17 protein-coding genes are annotated in these 17021 nt (G+C 63.3%); 6 read left to right on the top strand and 11 right to left on the bottom strand.

Translation table 11 applies throughout. From position 1 onward, the window contains the following. Positions 1 to 1553: radical SAM protein (locus GXY33_18045; protein ID NLX07044.1), on the bottom strand; the 1553-nt coding region annotated here is incomplete at its 3' end. A 327-nt stretch (positions 1554 to 1880) separates the two neighbouring features. Between GXY33_18045 and GXY33_18040 the strand changes: the two genes are divergently transcribed. Next, on the top strand, positions 1881 to 2576 hold the full coding sequence (locus GXY33_18040) for an OmpA family protein (protein ID NLX07043.1): 696 nt from the start codon (positions 1881 to 1883) through the stop codon (positions 2574 to 2576). Between the two features lie 131 nt (positions 2577 to 2707). On the opposite strand, the gene GXY33_18035 is transcribed toward GXY33_18040, so the two are convergent. The 5 genes from GXY33_18035 to GXY33_18015 all read right to left on the bottom strand — a co-directional run bounded on the left by GXY33_18035 (position 2708) and on the right by GXY33_18015 (position 8676). After that, on the bottom strand, positions 2708 to 4870 hold the full coding sequence (locus GXY33_18035; protein NLX07042.1) for a hypothetical protein: 2163 nt from the start codon (positions 4868 to 4870) through the stop codon (positions 2708 to 2710). 88 nt (positions 4871 to 4958) lie between these two features. Further along, on the bottom strand, positions 4959 to 6413 hold the full coding sequence (gene thrC / locus GXY33_18030) for a threonine synthase (protein NLX07041.1): 1455 nt from the start codon (positions 6411 to 6413) through the stop codon (positions 4959 to 4961). A gap of 43 nt (positions 6414 to 6456) precedes the next feature. Beyond that, on the bottom strand, positions 6457 to 7317 hold the full coding sequence (locus GXY33_18025; GenBank protein NLX07040.1) for a rhomboid family intramembrane serine protease: 861 nt from the start codon (positions 7315 to 7317) through the stop codon (positions 6457 to 6459). Next, positions 7314 to 7826 carry an NUDIX hydrolase gene (locus tag GXY33_18020; protein NLX07039.1) on the bottom strand — a complete coding sequence of 171 codons (513 nt, stop codon included), beginning with the start codon at positions 7824 to 7826 and terminating at the stop codon, positions 7314 to 7316. The genes GXY33_18025 and GXY33_18020 overlap by 4 nt, the downstream gene beginning before the upstream one ends. A 667-nt stretch (positions 7827 to 8493) precedes the next feature. Then, the gene (locus GXY33_18015) at positions 8494 to 8676 is read right to left on the bottom strand and encodes a hypothetical protein (GenBank protein ID NLX07038.1); all 183 of its coding nucleotides are present in this window, start codon (positions 8674 to 8676) and stop codon (positions 8494 to 8496) included. 143 nt (positions 8677 to 8819) lie between these two features. Between GXY33_18015 and GXY33_18010 the strand changes: the two genes are divergently transcribed. From GXY33_18010 to GXY33_17990, 5 genes are all read left to right on the top strand, one after another. Continuing rightward, on the top strand, positions 8820 to 9329 hold the full coding sequence (locus tag GXY33_18010; GenBank protein NLX07037.1) for a macro domain-containing protein: 510 nt from the start codon (positions 8820 to 8822) through the stop codon (positions 9327 to 9329). 299 nt (positions 9330 to 9628) lie between these two features. Then, positions 9629 to 10993 (top strand): nodulation protein NfeD, encoded by a 1365-nt coding sequence (locus GXY33_18005; GenBank protein NLX07036.1) that lies wholly within the window; start codon positions 9629 to 9631, stop codon positions 10991 to 10993. A 61-nt stretch (positions 10994 to 11054) separates the two neighbouring features. Next, positions 11055 to 11948: an SPFH/Band 7/PHB domain protein gene (locus tag GXY33_18000; protein NLX07035.1), complete on the top strand. Its 894-nt coding sequence runs from the start codon at positions 11055 to 11057 to the stop codon at positions 11946 to 11948. 71 nt (positions 11949 to 12019) lie between these two features. After that, complete coding sequence (locus tag GXY33_17995; protein ID NLX07034.1) at positions 12020 to 12424, top strand: heme-binding protein; 405 nt, start codon at positions 12020 to 12022, stop codon at positions 12422 to 12424. Between the two features lie 246 nt (positions 12425 to 12670). Further along, positions 12671 to 12886 (top strand): type II toxin-antitoxin system HicB family antitoxin, encoded by a 216-nt coding sequence (locus GXY33_17990; GenBank protein ID NLX07033.1) that lies wholly within the window; start codon positions 12671 to 12673, stop codon positions 12884 to 12886. Positions 12887 to 13063: 177 nt separating this feature from the next. On the opposite strand, the gene GXY33_17985 is transcribed toward GXY33_17990, so the two are convergent. The 5 genes from GXY33_17985 to GXY33_17965 all read right to left on the bottom strand — a co-directional run bounded on the left by GXY33_17985 (position 13064) and on the right by GXY33_17965 (position 16966). After that, positions 13064 to 13288, bottom strand: coding sequence for a type II toxin-antitoxin system HicA family toxin (locus GXY33_17985; protein ID NLX07032.1), 225 nt, complete (start codon positions 13286 to 13288; stop codon positions 13064 to 13066). After that, on the bottom strand, positions 13285 to 13491 hold the full coding sequence (locus GXY33_17980; GenBank protein NLX07031.1) for a type II toxin-antitoxin system HicB family antitoxin: 207 nt from the start codon (positions 13489 to 13491) through the stop codon (positions 13285 to 13287). Before GXY33_17980 ends, GXY33_17985 begins: the two co-directional genes overlap by 4 nt. A gap of 127 nt (positions 13492 to 13618) precedes the next feature. Next, the gene (locus GXY33_17975) at positions 13619 to 14107 is read right to left on the bottom strand and encodes a nucleoside deaminase (protein ID NLX07030.1); all 489 of its coding nucleotides are present in this window, start codon (positions 14105 to 14107) and stop codon (positions 13619 to 13621) included. A 2-nt stretch (positions 14108 to 14109) separates the two neighbouring features. Then, entirely contained in the window at positions 14110 to 14817 is a 708-nt protein-coding gene (locus GXY33_17970) for an ABC transporter ATP-binding protein (protein ID NLX07029.1), read from the bottom strand. Beyond that, positions 14810 to 16966 (bottom strand): ABC transporter permease, encoded by a 2157-nt coding sequence (locus GXY33_17965; protein NLX07028.1) that lies wholly within the window; start codon positions 16964 to 16966, stop codon positions 14810 to 14812. The genes GXY33_17970 and GXY33_17965 overlap by 8 nt, the downstream gene beginning before the upstream one ends. Positions 16967 to 17021: the final 55 nt, after the last annotated feature.

Here is a 17021-nt window from a genome sequence, read left to right as displayed (position 1 = left end):
GACGGCGCCGCCGGGCTCGGACTGGTTTCGCGAGTCGATCGAGCCACGCCGTACTTCTCGCTGATGGTTCGGAGAACCTCCTTGCGGTAGAGAAACCAGGTGCAGACGGGGATGGACTGCAACGAGCCGTCGCGAGCGTCCTCATACGCGAAAACGCCTCTGCACTTGGCCAGCCGCTGGGATTCCACGGTGAGATACTCCTCGAACGGCAAGGTCCCGACCCGCAGGAGACTTGGCAGTCCGGTCACGCGGCGCAAGGCATCCCAAATCCGTTCGCCACGCACCGCGCCGGCGAGGATTCTCGCCGCGGCGCGGAACGGATGCCCCCTAAATACGGCGCGCAGGTCCGCCGCCCGGCACATCAGGGGAACGAACGTTCTGGCGACCAGCCATCGTCCGCGCCATCGTTGAAGGAACTTGTGCGGGTCCAGGCGGGCGAGCCGGTCGTTGAGGACCCTTGCCCGGCGAAACACCTCTTCGGCGAGGCGGTCCAGGGGCATCTTAAGGTAGTGGTTGATGCTGCGGTAGTTCGTGCCGTCGGAGACGAGGAAGGTGACCGACTCGCAGTTGGGATGAGAGCCGCTGAACATGAAGTTCTTGGACCGCGGATTCTCCGTGAAAAACCGCCTCGACGGGGCAAGCCAGTGGACGAAACCGGCGGGAATGAAATCCACCCGGCCGTCCACAACACCCTCGCGGATCGCCCGCTCGGCGTCTTCCTGCGTGGTATGGTGGGGCGGCTGAACGCCGTCGCCCTGCCAGTCCTCCTTGAGAGGGATGAAGCCCACCTGTTCGATGACGTCGCGGTATTCGTGACACGTGGCGAGGATGTCGCCGACGTGCTTGTCGTTAACCTTCAATCCGAGGCAGCAGAGCATCGCGTGTTTTCGCGGGTTGTACTTGCGGAGGTTTGCCAGTGCCCGCCGTTTCAGTTCGCCCACGTGCGGGTCGCCTCGCAGCCGCTGGTACGTCTCCGGATCGGGCCCGTCGTAGGATATCCGCAGGGGCACCTTCGCCTCGCACAAGCTGCGGCAGTAGTCTTCGTCGGCGAGGCGGATGGCGTTGGTCACCACCCGGGGACGAAGGCCCTGGCGGCGTGCCAGACGCACGATCTCCACCAGGTCCTCCCGCAGGGTCGGCTCGCCGCCATACAGCTCGACGAACGGCTTAGGCTTCAGACGGCCCAACTGAACGAACAGCTTCGCGAAGTATTCCAGGGGCGGATGATAGTCGAACCCGACGCTCTGAACGGTCGCGATGCAGATCGGACAGCTCATGTTGCAGCGATTTGTCACTTCGACAAAGACAATCGTCGGCGTATGGTCGATCCGACAGGTGTCGCAGTGCAGGCTGCAGCCGGTCGGCTCGGTCGGGTCATAGCCCCAGATGTCGCGCTTGTGCTGCCAGGCCGCGGCGTCCGTGCTCACCAGGGCCTCGCTCCCGCCGCAGCGCGGGCACTGCTTGACCAGGAACACTTTGCCGTCGCGGACTTCGTGCCTCGCCGCCACACGCTGACGGCAGTGCCCACATACTGCCGTTAAGTTGACCGTCATCAGTGCCTCCCTTCCGCGCTCACCCAAGCGGTGCTCCATTGTTGCCGAATTCGCAACCCGGGTCAAGGCGGTGTTCAGAACCGGGCTGCGACAGGGCCGGCCTCGCCCCCGCTCTCCCGGCGGAATCGGGGTCGTTGAGGAGAAATGCGCTTGCTTTTCCCGTTTCGGCCGGCAAACTAATGATAGATATTATTGGTGGAAGCCCCGTGGGGCGTCCGCTGGTATTCCATGTATGGGGTATAGTGGGCTGGGCGAGAAGCGGCCGGCGGTTTCGCAGATGGCTTTGCGTTCGGCCTCTGACCCTTGGATCGAGCAAAGGAGATGGTGATGTACCGGATTAGGGAAGTTGTGACGGTAGTGCTGACGGTTCTGCTGGTCTGCGGGGGGCTTACTGGCTGCGCGTGCTGCCGGCCGAGGCCCAAGCCCTTTCCGGAAACGGTGATGGTGGAGCCGGTCACAGCGCCGCCCAGACCGACCCCGACTCCCGCCCCGGCTCCCGTGGTTGAGCCCGAGCCTGTGGTCACCCCGGCGCCCGAACCGCCGCCGGTTCCGCCAGCGGTGGTCGCGGCCGTGGAAGATCTCGACCAGAGGTACCCGAATCTCTTCGAATTCGACCGGGATAAGGGCATGTTCCAGTTCCGGTCCGACACCACCTTCGACTCGGGTTCCACCGTCGTCAAGCCGCGGGCCAGGGCCGCCCTCGAGAAGCTTGCCGAGATACTTAACAACGATCAGGTGAGGGATCGGGCCCTGACGATCGTAGGCCACACAGACACCGATCGGGTCGCAAAGTCGGCCACCATCGCCAATCTGCGGCAGCTTGGCAAGTCCGCCGACAATCAGGGGCTCAGCGAGGCCCGCGCCGAGGCGGTGGCTGAGGTGCTTCGCGGCGGCGGGATTGACGCGGGTCGCATGACCACCAGGGGTGTGGGGCAAACCCAGCCGATCGCCGAGAACCGCACACCCGAGGGCAAGGCCAGGAACCGCCGCGTGACCATCTATTTGGCGACGATGGACAGGTAGCCGAACAGATACCGGAGTAGAACCTCCGGTCGGCAATCTGCGGCATCGTCGGTCCAATCCGACCAGACTTCCAAGACCTGATCCGATGGGGTCAGGTCTTGAGTATTAAGTTAACGCGGGCGCCGAGGGCGCTATGGTGCCGGTTCGGTGGGGATGATGACGGTCTGGCAGGAGGGGATGCGGATGGGTTGGCCGTCGTGGTCGATCACTTGGTCGGCGTCGGAGAAGTTCGCGATCACGGTGTAGAGGTTGTCATCGGTTCCGCGGATGCGGACGGCGCGGACGCGGTCGCCGGATATGGGCAGTAGGGCCGTGCGGTTGGAGTCGTGGAAACGTTGGGTGGTCGCCGGGTCGGCGTCGGCGAGGACGGCCCAGCCGACATCGAGCACGACGGTGCAAGGCGGCGTATCAAAGACGCCTTGACGGGCGCCGAAGCAGAAACGCTCGACGTAGAGGGATGGATGGGCCGGGCCGCCGAGCCGGTCGGCGGAGCGGCGAAGGAACATCTGATCGGCGCCGTAGAGCCCGATGGCCCCGATTGTGCCCTCGATGTTGATCCACGCGGTCTCGAGCGGCACAAGCTCGTCGCGGCTGGGCGGCGACTCGATCATCGTCTCACCCTTGGCGGTGACGATCCGGCGGCGAAAGTCGTTGTAGAGGTCGTTGGGCAGGTTCAGGCCCATGCCTTCGATGCGGCCGAGGAACAGCCGCCGGTCGGCGGTCACCGCGTGCTGAAGGCCGACCAGCGTCCGCCCGTCAGGCAGCGCGGCGTAGGCGATGGCGTGGCGGATGCAGTCCTCGCTGCTCCATCCCTCCGCCAGTTCGACGTGCGCGCTCTCCCGGAAGACCCCGGTGGCGACGAAGCCGCCGTCGATGGGCTCACCGGCGGTCTTCTCGATGCGGATCGCCGGCGGTCGAGGCGCTTCCCGGTAGCGGTGGTTAAGGACCTCAACCCAGCCGGAGAGGTTGCGCTCCCACTCGGCGGTGTGGCCGTCGCTCGGACTCTGGCAAAACGCGATCGGGCCGTGGAAACCACGCCAGGCGACCGAAACCAGGCGTCTAGCGGTCCGATGCAGGATCGCCCCGTACTCCGGTTCGTGCCAGCCGCCCGAGACGCTGGCCTCAAACGGTTCGTCAGCCGGTTCGGGCAATTCGGTCAGGGCCAGATGGACGCAGAGCTGGGCCAGCGAGCACGAGCGGTCGGATTCGACACGGGTGTAGTAGTAGGGTGTGTGCGAGGCGAGCTTTTCAAGCCGCTGGCTGTAGAAGGAGCCGTCGCCGCAGAACTCGGCTTCGCGCTCGATCATGGCCAGTTGGCGGTCGGCCAGGCTCAGGGCGTGATGGTCGCCGAAGCGGTCGGCGGCGAAGATGAGGCTGGGCAGCAGGTACTCCTGGCAGTAGGTGTATCGCAGGCGCGTGTCGCCGCCGATACGGGCAAGTCGGCCGTCGGCGAAGACCATGCGGCGAAGCACAGCCCACAGATCGGCTTGGTGGTGGTAGAGCGTCTCGGGCGCTGGCCAGCCGAACCCTATGGCGTCGAAGTGGAGCATGGCGGCGTTGCTGACGCAGATGGCCATGTAGCCGACGTTACAGTACCCGTGGTGATCGAGGGCGTAGTGAGGAAAGAAATTGTCGCCCAGATGACGTTCACGCACGGTCTTGCCGGCAAGAACGGTCTCGTTTTCGGCGTCGCCGGGAACGCTGACGCTGTTGACCAGGAACAGGTGGGCCCGCTCGCGGAACTCATCTGCCCGCGGATGATCGCCGTACATGGAGGCGGCCCGCCAGAGGATCGCCCCGTTCCAGATGTTGGATTCGGGCACGTTGAGCCCTTGGCTGGCCCAGCGGTGGCCGCCGATGGTGCTTTGGTTGTGACGATGATAGCCGTCCAGTATCCACTCGGCTTCGTCGATCAGGACCCGCCGCAGGGCCCGACGGTCGTCGCCGGTCAGGTGCGGGTCGAGTAGCCTGATCGCGAACATCATCCGTTCGATGCCGAGGCCGCTGATCCACGTTCGGCCCCACGTCGTCTTGTCGGTGCAGTGGTAGTCGCCGCTGACGTGGCTGGCCAGACTGAACCGCAAAGCGGCCAGGGCGCGGGCGGTGGCGCGGTCGCGGTTTCGCATCGCGCCCAGCGTGGCCGCCGCGGCGATGTACTTCTGGTTGGTCTGGACGCCCCACGAATTGTAGCCGGTGCCGTAGCAGCCGAGTTCGCGTCGGTCGGGACAGGTGTACCAGTATTGCTCGGACGCGTCGATCCAGCGGTCGAGCAGGTCGAGGGATCGTTCCGTCAAGTTCTGTGGTGTCATTTCATGAATCACGTCTTCGCCGTTAGTCGCCAGCCACGTTTGTCGATACTGCCTATACGGCGGCCGTGCCCACTCAATGCTCGATGACCAGCGGCGCGATCGACGGAAACGCCGGCGCCTGGTCGCGGGCGACCGTCGGCGTATGGGATTCCAGCACGCGGCAGATCGAATCGAGATTGTCGGCGACCTGGATGGGCCGGTTCGCCAGTTCGCCCTTCGGCTCTTCGACCGGCGGCGGCGTCGCCTTCTTCATGTTGATGCCCGTGTGGTAGGCCACGGTGGCGTCCGGATCCTTGAGCAGGTGCCCGGTCAGCACGCACGCCACGCTCTCGGAGGGCGCGATCACGCCTTCCTTCAACAACAGGTGCAGCCCGGCGACCGAGGCGGCGGAGGCGGGTTCGCAGCCGAAGCCGAACCGGCCGACCATCGCCTTGTGCTCCATGATGTCCTCGTCGGAGACCTCGCGGACCACGCCGCTGCAGATCTCTAGCGCCCGGATCGCCTTCTTGAGGTTGACGGGCCGGCCGATCTCGATGGCTGAGGCGATCGTGTGGGCCTTGTAGTTCTCCGCGTCCAGTTTGGCGTAGTGGGCGTCGATCTTGGCCCGGTCGATGTGCCCCTGGTTCCATCGGACGCCCTGGCGTTCGTAGAGGTCGTAGAGGGTGTTGGCCCCGGTCGCGTTGATGATCGCCAGCCGCGGAATGCGGTCGATCAGGCCGAATTCGTGGAGTTCGGCGAAGGCCTTGCCGAACGCGCTGCTGTTGCCCAGGTTGCCGCCCGGAACGATGATCCAGTCCGGCGGCTGCCAGTCGCGGGCCTCCAGAATGCGGTACATGATGGTCTTCTGCCCTTCGAGGCGGAACGGGTTGACCGAGTTCATCAGATAGAGGCCCAGCCGATCGGAGGCGGCGCGGACCTGCTTGAGGCACGTGTCGAAGTCGCCCTGAACCTGGAGCGTCAACGCCCCGTACTCGAGAGCCTGCGAAAGCTTGCCGTAGGCGATCTTGCCCGACCCGATGAACACGATCCCCTGCATCGTGCCGGACATGCCGGCGTACATCGCCAGCGAGGCCGAGGTGTTGCCCGTCGAGGCGCAGGCCACCCGCCGCATGCCAAGCTTGCGGGCCAGGCTGAACGCAGCGGTCATCCCGTTGTCCTTGAAGCTGCCGGAGGGGTTGAGCCCCTCGTACTGGAGGAAGAGCTTGCCCGGCTGATGGCCGATGTACCGGGCGAGCAGGTCGGCCCGCTGGAGCAGCGTGCGGCCTTCGCCGACGGTGATGATGTTCTCCGGCTCGACGAACGGAAGCAACTCGCGGAACCGCCAGACGCCGGAAAAGTCGTACGGGCTGGCCTTGGTGCACCAGCGGCCCTCGAAGTCGCGCAGCGTCCGGGGCGGCGCCAGCCTGTCCCAATCGTATTTCGTGTCGAGCAGTTCGCCGCATCGCGGGCAACTGAAAATGACCTCGTCGACCCCGAAGGTCGAACCGCATTGCGGGTTGATGCACTGCTGGAAAACGAGTTCCGCCACCGTCCGTCTCCTGAACTGTACTACCTGATCTGCCGTCTGTGCACTATCGTCTCAAATCGCGGCGAATGCGTTCGTCACGATTTCGCTGGTGTTCCGTGGCCTGCCGCAGAACCTTCTTCTCATGGCGAGAAAGACTGCCGATGCCCTCGCGATGAACCTTGTCGAGAATCCGATCCACCTCTTCCTGCTCGGTCTGCTCCTGTTGCACGCGCTGCTGCCACTGGCCGCGCCGGGCTTCGGTGCGAAACTGCCGCCAGAACGGCTGAAACGCGATGAAAACGACTCCGGTGAGCATGCCGCCCAGGTGGCAGACGTCGGAGAGGCTGCCGGACCAGATGATGTTCAATACGTACAGCACGCCCAATCCGATCGCCAGCCAGCGGATGGGCACGGGGAAAAACAGGAACAGGACGATCATCCGCGGAAACAGGATCGCGCAGGCCGCGAGCAGGCCGAGAATCGCCCCGCTGGCCCCGACCAGCATGTCCTCGCCGGCGATCAGCGGCCCGAGAATCAGGAACGCGATGCCTCCGGCCACGCCGCAGACCAGGTAGAATATGACGAATTGCCTCGATCCCCAAAGCCGCTCCAACTGAGTCCCGAAAAAATACAACCCGATCATGTTGACGAACAGGTGCCACGGATCGCCGTGGAGAAACTGGTAAGTCACCAGCCGCCAGAGCTCCAGAAGGCGGACGCCGGTGAAATCGCGCAACGCGAAGGCGTCGTATATCCAGCTCCGGTTGCCGCCGGTCAGGGCGGTCAGAATGAGCAGGCCGACGTTGGCCATCAGGAAGTACTTGACGATCGGCGTCAACGGCGGAAACGCGAAGTTCAGCGCGCCGCCTCCGCCGCCGAAGTGGCCGGGCTCCTCGCGGGAATAGTCGCGATCGTACCAGCTCATGACCGCTCCAGCATCTGGTGGTAGAGCAACAGAGCAAGGGTCTTGCCGTCCATGATCCTGCCGGTGCGCATGGCGTGTTCGACCTGCTCAAAGCTCATGATCTCGACCTTGATCTTCTCGTCACTGGAAAGGTGTTGCTCGTGCTGGGTCAGGTCGGTCGCGACAAACCCGTGCATCAGCTCGTTGGTCACACCCGGCGAGGTGTAAAAGCGGCAAAGCGGCCGCAACGTCCCAGCGGCATATCCGGTCTCCTCCTCGAGTTCGCGGCAGGCGCACTCTTCCGGCTCTTCCAGCGGTTCCAGCGTGCCGGCTGGTAGCTCCAGAAGCTCACGATTCACTGACCACCGGTAGTTGTAGACCATCACAATGCGCCCGTCGTTGGTGATGGGCAGGATGACCGCGCCGCCCGGATGGACCATCAACTCCTTGGTGACCGGTTCGTCGCCCCCAGCTTCGATCATCCGGCGGACAATCTTGAATTTGCTTGTCTTCAGCAGAAGTTCATCCATAGTGATCTTCCAGAAGCAGAGCCTTCGCGAAACACCCTTGGAAGATTATAAGCGTGTCGAGGGTGGCAAACAAGTGCGATTCAGGCCTAAAGCGGGGCGCGATGCGGCTGGATCATCATGATACGACCGTCATGGTGTGTTTCCTTGTCTCCAAATCCTTGTCCACGTACGCGAATCGTGGTCCAGAAGATCGCGCCACACCCACCATCGCGTTTCACGTACCAGCCACGTGTGCCGTGCTGTCTCTTTGACAGACCGGCTGCGGATTGAAGTGAGACAAGGACAAGGTTCTAATGACGCATGCCATGATCGGTGCGAAAGGAGCGAAGGGCGGTGGATGGCGGGTGCGGCGCTTGGGTGGTCGGCTGCGAGGATTCGGATGGAGAACGCCCGTTCTGGTCGCAGCCGAAGTGACTTGGCCACGAGAGCGTGATGAACGAGACTACCATCCCGTTGGGCGGACAATGGTCACTGTCGGTCAGCCGCTGCGGTTTTATCGGACGTTCGCACTTGGCTGCTTCACGGTCGGCCCAAAAGGGAGGTCTCGAATGACGGTGTCTGCCGGGGACGACATGGCGGCGGAACGCTGCATCCCGGAAGATGCGGGGCTCAGGCCAGTATAAGTCCTTGACCGAAAAAGGCTTACGATCGATCGGGCGGCTGCCGCTTAACGCCGGTCCTTCTGGTAGGCATGCAGATACGCCGCCATGAGAATGTGCCGGAGTTCGTCCGTGGACAGGCCCTCGACGTACTCGGGAGTAAAATCGAATTTGAACGTGCCAGGGAAATGGAGGAGGCGGTCGATGAGGTCGCGTCGGTCCAGTTCGGCTAGTTCGGTCAATTGGGGCATGACGGCGTTTTGCATGTTGGGTTGGTTCCGATGTTTGGTTCTTTTTTTGCTCATAAAAACTACGGAACAGTTCAAGAATCGGCAATTGCAGGCAGCCGCTTAAGATGCCGATCAAGGTGAATCTCATTGTAAAGGAATACTTTATGGCGGACATCCACATTGAACAAGGAGATATTACGACATACGCCGTAGACGCCATCGTCAATGCTGCCAACAACGACCTTATCCTGGGCGGCGGGCTGGCGGGGGCGATCGCCCGCCGGGGCGGGCCACGGATCCAGGAGGAATGCCGCCGCCACGGGCCGGTTCGGGTGGGGGAGGCGGCGCTGACGGGGGCGGGCGATCTGCCGGCGCGGTACATCATTCATGCGGCAAGCATGCGTCTGGGCGGCCGGACGACGGCTGAGGCGCTGGAAAGCACGGTGCGGGCGTGCCTGGCGATCGCGGAAGAGCACCGCTTGCATTCGATTGCATTTCCGGCGATCGGGACGGGAATCGCGGGTTTTCCGCTGGACCGCTGTGCGGAGATCATGCTGGGGGTGGTGCGGGAGCATCTGGAGGGCAAGACGGCGTTAAAGGATGTGTATTTTGTGCTCTTTGACCAGCAGGCCTACGAGAAATTCGAAAGTGTCTATGATAAATATGAGCGGTAACGCGGACCAGAAATTCCGGGGATTTTTCTGAAAAAGATGGGTTGACGGGCTGTGGAAGAAACCGTATAATTCGGTGTGTAGTGGTTGAGCGGTTGACAAACGAATACGCAACGGAATTGAATTTGGCCTAATAATGCGGCCGTGGGTAGTTCCTCCCCTCTTCCGGTACAGTGTCCCCCCCGCACTGTATCACCCCGCGGTCGCATTTTTTTATTTTTACGGTTTGTCAAGTGCCGTCGGCGGTTGATTGACATATGCAAAGGCTGGTCGGATAATGGGCCTCAAATCAGGGGTGAGGCATGAGAACGCACGGCCCGGGCTGGGTGGACCGCATAACGATGATCCTCATGGCTATCGCGCTGGCGGTTTGCGCGGTCGGCCAGGGGCCCGCGACCCAGCCTTCAACCCAGCCGGAACCGTTGACGCTGGCGGGCAAGGTGCTGGTGCTGCGGGTTACCGGGACGATCGACCCGGCAGTGGCTGATTACCTGGCGGAGGGCATCGAGCGGGCCGATCCGGAGCAGTACCAAGCGGTGGTGATCGAGTTGGACACGCCGGGCGGGCTGGTGACCTCGATGCAGGAGATCATCAAGGCGATCCTGGGCAGCGAGGTGCCGGTGGTCACGTTCGTCTGGCCGGAAGGCGCGGGCGCCGGTTCGGCGGGCACGTTCGTCACGATCGCCTCGCACGTTGCGGCGATGGCGCCGGGTACGCGGATCGGGGCGGCGACGCCGGTGGGCGTGGGCGGGCAGACGCCGGAAGGAGCGATGGGCACCAAGCTGCTCAATGACGCGATTGCCTACGCCCGTTCGCTGGCTGAGCTTCGCGGACGCAATGTCGAATGGGCCGAGGAGGCGGTGCGCAGCGGCGAGTCGCTTCCGGCGAGCGTGGCGGCGGCCAAAAACGTGGTGGACCTGATGGCGACGAGCCTGACCGACCTGCTGACGCAGATCGACGGAAAGGTGGTGGAGGTCTCCGGTCGCAACGTGCGGCTGAGCACGCAAGGGGCCGAGATTGTGCGTCTGGAGCCGACGTGGGTGCAGGAGTTCCTTCACGCGATCAGCAACCCGGAGGTGGCGTACATCCTGCTGATGCTGGGGGTGTGGGGGTTGTACTTCGAGCTGGCGAGTCCGGGGATGATCTTCCCGGGCGTGGTCGGCGGGGTGTGCCTGATTTTGGGGATGTACGGATTGTACATTCTGCCGACGAACCTGGCGGGCATCCTGCTGATTATCCTGGCGGTGGTGCTGTTTATCGCGGAACTCAAGACCACGACCAACGGCATCCTGACGGTAGGGGGGATCGCAGCGTTCGTGCTGGGATCATTTATGCTGTTCCCAGCCCAGTCGCCGTTCGGGCGGGTGCCGTGGGATCTGATCCTGGTCACTACGGTGATGACGGCGGGATTCTTCCTGCTGGTGATGGTTCTGGTCATCAAGGCGCAGCGGCGGCGGGTGGTGATGGGCGTCGAGCGGTTGGCGGGCATGCAAGGGGTGGCCCAGTCGGCGCTGACGCCGGGAGGCGTGGTGCTGGTCGAGGGCGAGCAGTGGACGGCCCAGAGTGTGGATGGGCCGGTGCAAGCGGGCGAGCCGGTCGAGGTGGTGGCGGTGGACGGGTTGAAGCTGAAGGTGCGTCGGGCTCAGGGGTCGCGTCGCGAGGCCTGACCCATTGGGTCGGAGTGGTTTGGCAAACCGTCAACGACGGGCGTTTTGAAGGAGACCGACGATGCTGTTGGCGCAGGAACTGGAGTTCAACTGGGTGCTGATCCTGGCGTTCGTGGTCATTTTCCTGATCATTCTGCTGGCGATGGCGATCAAGATCGTGGCTGAGTACGAGCGGCTGGTGATCTTTCGTCTGGGCCGGTGCATCGGCTATCGCGGGCCCGGACTGGTCTGGATCATCCCGGTGGTCGATCGTCCGGTGCGGGTGGATTTGCGGGAGCAGTTCCTCGAGATCCCGCGGCAGACGTGCATCACCGAGGACAACGCGTCGATCAGCATCGACTTTCTGATCTATTGGAAGGTGACCGATTCGGTCAAGTCGGTGGTCGAGGTGGCGAATTTTGCCGGCGCTTCGCAGGGAATCGCGACGACCACGCTGCGGGCGGTGGTGGGTGATATCACGCTGGACGAGGTGCTGGCCAAGCGCGAGCAGATCAACCAGATATTGCGGACGAAGATGGACGAGGTGACCGAGCGGTGGGGCGTGAAGGTCACCAGCGTCGAGATTCGCGAGATTCTGCCGCCGCGCGAGATTCAGGAGGCGATGACGCGGCAGATGTCGGCCGAGCGGAACCGCCGCGCGGTGGTCACCGAGGCCCTGGGCACCCGCGAGGCCCGGATCACGGTGGCTGAGGGCGAAAAGCAGGCGGCCATTCTGCAGGCCGAAGGCTATCGTCAGGCCCAGCTCCTCAACGCCGAGGGGTTGGCCCTGGCGATCAAACAGATTTTCGACCAGGTCAGCAAGGTCGATGAAAAGACGATGGCCATCCAGTACCTCGATGCGTTCAAGGCCCTCGGCGCCAGCCCCTCGACCAAATTCGTGGTGCCGATGGAATTCATGAACCTCGTCCGCCCCTTCGCCGACTACGCAGCGAAATCAAACGAAGCGAAGGCGTGAGCGTAGGGTGCGTCGTCTTGACGCACCATTCAACTCGGAACCGTCAACATCAGACATTGGAGGCACTGACCATGTCGGACATTACGACCAGGCAGGCGCAGAACGTGGTGAAGGCGGCGTTGGCGAAGGCGGAGGGGATGGGCGTGAAGATGAACATCGCGGTGGTGGACGCGGGGGCGAACCTCAGGGCGTTCATCCGGATGGACGGGGCGTGGCTGGGCAGCATCGACATTGCGATCAAGAAGGCCAAAACTGCCCGGTTCTTCGACATGCCGACCGGCGAGATCGGCAAGCTCTCCCAGCCGGGCGGGTCGCTGTACAACATCGAGCACTCCAACGGCGGGTTGATCACGTTTCCCGGCGGGCTGCCGATCAGGGACAAGGACGGCACCGTGATCGGGGCGATCGGCGTCTCGGGCAGCGTGGTGGAGAACGACCACGCGGTGGCTGAGGCGGGAGCCAAGGCCATCGAGTAGAGCCGCTGACAGTCTCTTTCGGAGCGGCACGGAGCACGCGGAGCACGCGGAGAAGGCGTCAAGGCTGAGTAGCATCTCGGAAGCTGAATTGATCAACGGCCCCGGCCTTCTTGCAGGGCCAGTTTGACGTGGCCATCCAGGTGCAAACAACATCGGGGACTTGCGCCAACAGAGACGGTGTGTTTCGGCTATGCAGGCCGGATGCAATCCGCTATAATAAAGATAGCCTTTTTGAGAGGGTCGCCAATGATCTTTCACGTCAAGATGGAGCAGGCCGAAGACGGTTGGTTCGTTATCGAGTGTCCGGCCTTGCCGGGATGCGTGTCGCAGGGCAAGGACGAAAAGGAGGCGCTGGAGAACATTCGCGAAGCCATCACCGCATGGCTCTGGGCCGAGGATCAGAAGGCAGCCGCCGAGCTGTCGCGATCATCGGACGCTCAACCCATCGTCGTGGCGGTGTAGCTTCGTGGGACCTCTTGGGAACATTTCGGGCAAGACAGCGGTCAAGGCCTTTCAAAAGGCAGGGTGGCAGTATTCGGGGCAAGAACGTGGGAAAAGGAGTATTGCTGTGAAGCAAAGGGTGCATCTTGTTCGCAGCAGTAAGTGGTTCAGAACGCTCCTCCAGGAGTGACCGCGGCTTCATAGCTTCTCGATAAGCTCTTCCCGAGTCAAATCGCAGTCTTTCAGGATCTGAGCGAATAACCCTCGGCCGATCGTCTCTCCGCGATGTACCGGAACGACCGTACAGCGACCATCGGCGTGTTTCAAGAAATGATGGCTGCCCCTCACCCGGACGACGTCGAAGCCGAGCCGGCGAAGCGCCCGAATGAGTTGAATGCCCGTAACGGCCGGCAAGCTGCTCAATTCTCCACCGCCACCCACTGAACGCCGATGAACTCGTTCGCAGCGGGCTGCTCGACCTCAAGGCACAACTCGATGGCTTCCTTTACCCGCTTCATCAAGACATCGAGCGACTTGGCCTGGGTATGACAGCCGCGCAACGCGGGGACGGTGGCGACGAAGTAGCCGTCTTCATCCTTTTCCACGATAACGCTGAATTTCCTCATGCTATCTCACTCCCACCGCTCACCTGATATTGTGCCGGTCCTCATTCAATAATAATCATTCGCCCTTTAATGTCAACTGGAATGATTGCCTCATCGCGTGCCGCACGGGCGGCTGTCGCGTTAGCCGTCAATACTTCCGGCGGTCGGGCAGGGTGAGATAGGATTCCATCAGTTCGCGGCAGGCGTCGGCGGCTACGTCCGGAACGAATTGCACCCGCCGGTCCGGCAGGTTCTTTTCCAGCTCGCGGTAGATATCCTCATCGGCGAAGCCGATCTTCGCCGCCTCCTGCCTCCGGCAGCCGAAGTAGACTTTCTCAATCCGAGCCCAGTAGATCGCCGACATGCACATCGGGCACGGCTCAGCCGTCGCCAGCAGGCAGCAGCCCTCCAGCCAGAACGTGCCCAGTTTGGCGCATGCGGCGCGGATCGCGTTGACCTCGGCGTGGGCGGTCGGATCGTTGTCGCGGATTACTGTGTTGGTTCCGACGGCGATCAACTCATCGCCGCGGATCACGCACGCGCCGAACGGTCCGCCGTGTCCGGCCCGCATCGACCGCTGCGCCTCTTCGACGGCAAGGCGCATAAGATACTCGATTCGCTGTGGCGAAAGGCCCATCGCTACCCCTCCCTGCGGGTCCGTCCGTCGGTCAGCCGGATCGTCCGATCCGCGGTCCTCGCGATCTCCTGGTCGTGAGTGACCATCACGATCGTCTGTCCGCCGCGGTGCAGGTTCATCAGCACCTGGATGATCTGCCGTCCGGTGGTCGCGTCGAGGTTGCCGGTCGGTTCGTCGGCGAACAGCACCACCGGCTGGTTCATCACCGCCCGGACGATCGCCGCCCGCTGGCGCTCGCCGCCGGAAAGCTGGCTGGGCAGATGATGGGCCCGATGGGCCAACCCGAACTGCTCGAGCAAAGCCATGCCCGTCTCTTCCGACCGGTCGGCCTTCGAGAGCCAGGCGACCACGCTGGAACCCACCAGTTCCGGCATCAGCACGTTCTCCAGCACCGTCAGTTCCGGCAGCAGGTGGTAGAACTGGAACACGAAGCCGAACCGGCGGTTGCGAAGCTGATTGCGATAGGACTCATCGGCGGCGAAGACGTCCACGCCCTCGAAGGTCACCTGCCCCTGATCCAGCGTATCCAGCGCGCCGAGCACGTGCAGCAGCGTGCTCTTGCCGCTGCCCGAAGCCCCGACCACCGCCAGAAACTCGCCCTCGACCACCTCCAGATCCACCCCCTTGAGCACGGGCACCTCGATCTGCCCGAGCCAATAGCTCTTGTGGATATCGCGGGCCTCAAGGATGACGTTCGCGTGCTTACTCATAGCGCAAAGCCTCGACCGGGTTCATCCTCGCCGCGCGGATGGCTGGGATGATCGCCCCGACCACCGACGCCGCCGTCGCCACGATCACGATGTTCACCGCGTCCTCGAATTTCACCTGGTCCGGGATCAGGTCGAACACGTAGACCTCGCGATCCCACACCCGCCAGCCGAACACCTGCACCACCCAATCGTGAATCTCGTTGATGCTCCGCACCACCCGCCAGCCCAGCACCGAACCGACCAGCGAACCGACCAGCCCGATCACGCCCGCGTACGCCAGAAACACCAGCGCGATCTGCGTCGCCGACGCCCCGATGCTCTTGAGGATCCCGATGTCCCGCGTCTTTTCCACCACGATCATGTAGAACACGCACAGCACCATGAACACGGTCACGATGCTGATGATCCCGAACAGGATCATCATGAGCTGCTTTTCCGTCTCGACCGCGGCGATCCGCTTGCGGTTGTAGCTTTCCCACGTGTAGACCTCGACGCGACTCAGCAGGTTGTACGGGTCCTCGAACTCCGCTTGGTAGGTCTCCCAGAGGTACCAGATGCCGTTGCGCAGCTCTTCGAGGTTGACCCCTTCCTTCAGCCGGATCTGGATCTGGTGGGCCCGCGCGGGAACTGTCCCGCCGTCCTCCAACTCCTGCTCTTCCATGTACAGCATCTTCTGGAGCGTGTTGAAATCGACGTACACGCTCCGCTCGTCGATATCGAACACGCCGGTCCGGGCATCGTCGATGATGTAGAACTTGCGGACCACCGACGGGTTCGTCGCCCGCATCACATTGCCCCTGGGGCTGACCGGAACGACGGTCAGCGTGCAGGTCGACCAGTAGTCCACCAGCCGATGGTAATTGCCGTCCGGATCGCGCCACGCCAGAATGTCCAAGCCGTAGATCAGTCCCGGAAGCTCCTGGGCGTTCGGGTCGCCCGGCGGACGCACCTCCTGGTCCAGCTTCACCCGCGACGGGTCCATCTTGTATTGCGTCAACCCCTTGGCAAAGTCGCTCACCGCGATCTTGCCCGCCAGGTCGATGCCCACCGCGCTGACGCCGGCCGTGATCGTCCCGCTCTGCGTGTATGTGCCCGAGACGTTCAGCAGCCCATAGGTGTAAATCACCGGCGTGGCCACCTCGACGTACTCGCTGAGCGCATCGCTCTGGAGCACTCTGATGAACTCCGCGTAGTGCGGGAAGCCCCGCATCCCGTCGCCTTCGAGGATGATATCGCCCATCAAGCCGTGCGTCGCCCGACGGATGTTCTCCGCGAACCCGCCCATAATGCTGATGATAATCAACAGCATCGCCGTGCACAGCGTCACCGCCGCCAATGAGAATAGCGCGATGCGCTTCTTCTCCAACAGCCGCACGGCTGAGAACCACACGAACTGCCGCCAGCTCGAGCGCCCTTGCAGCGTTCGCCAGCTCAGAACCATCAGTCCCGCCGCCACGATCGCCGCCAGAAGTCCCAACGCCGCCTGCAGCCACGCCTTGTTGATCCACACGCCGCGCAGCGGCTCCTGGGCCAGCAGCGTCGTGTATAACGCCAGCAGCGCCAGACCCTGACGCGGCAGGAACACCACCTCCTGAAGCCGCCGGACCTTTCGCAGCCGTCCGATCAGCGTCGGCGCTACCAGCAGCACCACCGCGCCGAACAGCGCCGGGCCGCTCAGCAGCACCCGCACCGGCGTCTCAAAACCGTACCGATACCACCGGGCCGGCACCATCTCATAGCCGATCAGCCGCCACGGCAGCGGATGGTAGTAGCTCCCGATGAACACGAGCACCGCCACCGCCTCAAAGACGATCGCTGCCGCGATTCCCCACCAGTTGTCGCGTCCCCACTGCCACCGCGCCAGCCACCGGTGCCACCAGACCAAAAACTTCCACAGCCCGATCGCCAACTGCACCGCCAGCGCCAGCGGCGCCGCGACGATCAGCAGCGGCACCGTGTACCACCGCACCCGCACCCGCGTCCGGTTGATCGTCCGCGCGAACACCAGGCCCAGCGTCCGCTCGACCACCAGGTAGTAGCAGATCCCCACGAACGCGATCGCCAGTTGCACCAGCCAGTAGACCGGCAGCCACACCGGGCCCAACGCCACCGCCGCCGTCCGCGCCGCTCTGTTGTCAGTCCATTTCATCCAGGCCGCCACTTCATCGCCGACGGATCTCCGCCGGCATCATCGGTTTGCTCTC

It is taken from the genome of Phycisphaerae bacterium (assembly GCA_012729815.1).
In the GTDB taxonomy this organism is placed as follows: domain Bacteria; phylum Planctomycetota; class Phycisphaerae; order JAAYCJ01; family JAAYCJ01; genus JAAYCJ01.
Note: the sequence above shows the minus strand (reverse complement) of the source record. Positions and strands in the feature narration are given on the sequence as shown.

What these genes read in the sequence shown, in the direction of transcription:
- GXY33_18040 (NLX07043.1), top strand. Translation starts at nt 1,881, where the DNA reads ATGTACCGGATTAGGGAAGTTGTGACGGTAGTGCTGACGGTTCTGCTG.
- GXY33_18025 (NLX07040.1), bottom strand. Translation starts at nt 7,317, where the DNA reads ATGAGCTGGTACGATCGCGACTATTCCCGCGAGGAGCCCGGCCACTTC.
- GXY33_18020 (NLX07039.1), bottom strand. Translation starts at nt 7,826, where the DNA reads ATGGATGAACTTCTGCTGAAGACAAGCAAATTCAAGATTGTCCGCCGG.
- GXY33_18015 (NLX07038.1), bottom strand. Translation starts at nt 8,676, where the DNA reads ATGCCCCAATTGACCGAACTAGCCGAACTGGACCGACGCGACCTCATC.
- GXY33_18010 (NLX07037.1), top strand. Translation starts at nt 8,820, where the DNA reads ATGGCGGACATCCACATTGAACAAGGAGATATTACGACATACGCCGTA.
- GXY33_18005 (NLX07036.1), top strand. Translation starts at nt 9,629, where the DNA reads ATGAGAACGCACGGCCCGGGCTGGGTGGACCGCATAACGATGATCCTC.
- GXY33_18000 (NLX07035.1), top strand. Translation starts at nt 11,055, where the DNA reads ATGCTGTTGGCGCAGGAACTGGAGTTCAACTGGGTGCTGATCCTGGCG.
- GXY33_17995 (NLX07034.1), top strand. Translation starts at nt 12,020, where the DNA reads ATGTCGGACATTACGACCAGGCAGGCGCAGAACGTGGTGAAGGCGGCG.
- GXY33_17990 (NLX07033.1), top strand. Translation starts at nt 12,671, where the DNA reads ATGATCTTTCACGTCAAGATGGAGCAGGCCGAAGACGGTTGGTTCGTT.
- GXY33_17980 (NLX07031.1), bottom strand. Translation starts at nt 13,491, where the DNA reads ATGAGGAAATTCAGCGTTATCGTGGAAAAGGATGAAGACGGCTACTTC.
- GXY33_17975 (NLX07030.1), bottom strand. Translation starts at nt 14,107, where the DNA reads ATGGGCCTTTCGCCACAGCGAATCGAGTATCTTATGCGCCTTGCCGTC.
- GXY33_17970 (NLX07029.1), bottom strand. Translation starts at nt 14,817, where the DNA reads ATGAGTAAGCACGCGAACGTCATCCTTGAGGCCCGCGATATCCACAAG.
- GXY33_17965 (NLX07028.1), bottom strand. Translation starts at nt 16,966, where the DNA reads ATGAAATGGACTGACAACAGAGCGGCGCGGACGGCGGCGGTGGCGTTG.